Origin of the sequence: Pseudomonas sp. OTU750018, from assembly GCF_011636575.1 — a bacterium.
In the GTDB taxonomy this organism is placed as follows: Bacteria; Pseudomonadota; Gammaproteobacteria; order Pseudomonadales; family Pseudomonadaceae; genus Aquipseudomonas; species Aquipseudomonas peli.
Genome location: NZ_JAAPAU010000012.1, coordinates 1 through 436 on the forward strand (window position 1 = coordinate 1; position 436 = coordinate 436).

Consider the following 436-nt stretch of genomic DNA (forward strand, 5'->3'; position numbering starts at 1 on the left):
TAGCTGTTCTGGTTGAACTTGCCGCCGGCGTGCAGCTCGGTCAACGCGATTTCGGCGGCCGAGCGCTTGGGCTCGTGCTTGTCGTCCATCTTGACGCCGGTGGGGATGCCGCGGCCGTTGTCGATGACGGAGATCGAGTTGTCGGTGTGGATGGTGACGATGATGTCGTCGCAATGGCCGGCCAGCGATTCGTCGATGGAGTTGTCCACCACCTCGAACACCAGGTGGTGCAGGCCGGTGCCGTCCGAGGTGTCGCCTATGTACATGCCGGGGCGCTTGCGCACCGCTTCCAGGCCTTCGAGGATCTGGATCGAATCCGCGCCGTAGACCGAGCCCGAGGAGGCTTCGGCCGAGACGGCCGCTTGCTGCTTGTCAGTCAGACCGTCGGGGTTTTGTTCGTTGCTGGGCACATCACTCATCGGGGACTCTCTCTCAC

At 63.3% G+C, this 436-nt stretch carries 1 protein-coding gene; it reads right to left on the bottom strand.

What is annotated here, in order from left to right; genetic code table 11:
• On the bottom strand, positions 1-419 hold a 419-nt coding region (locus HCI85_RS20890; RefSeq protein WP_241693826.1), incomplete at its 3' end, for an ATP-binding protein.
• Positions 420-436: the final 17 nt, after the last annotated feature.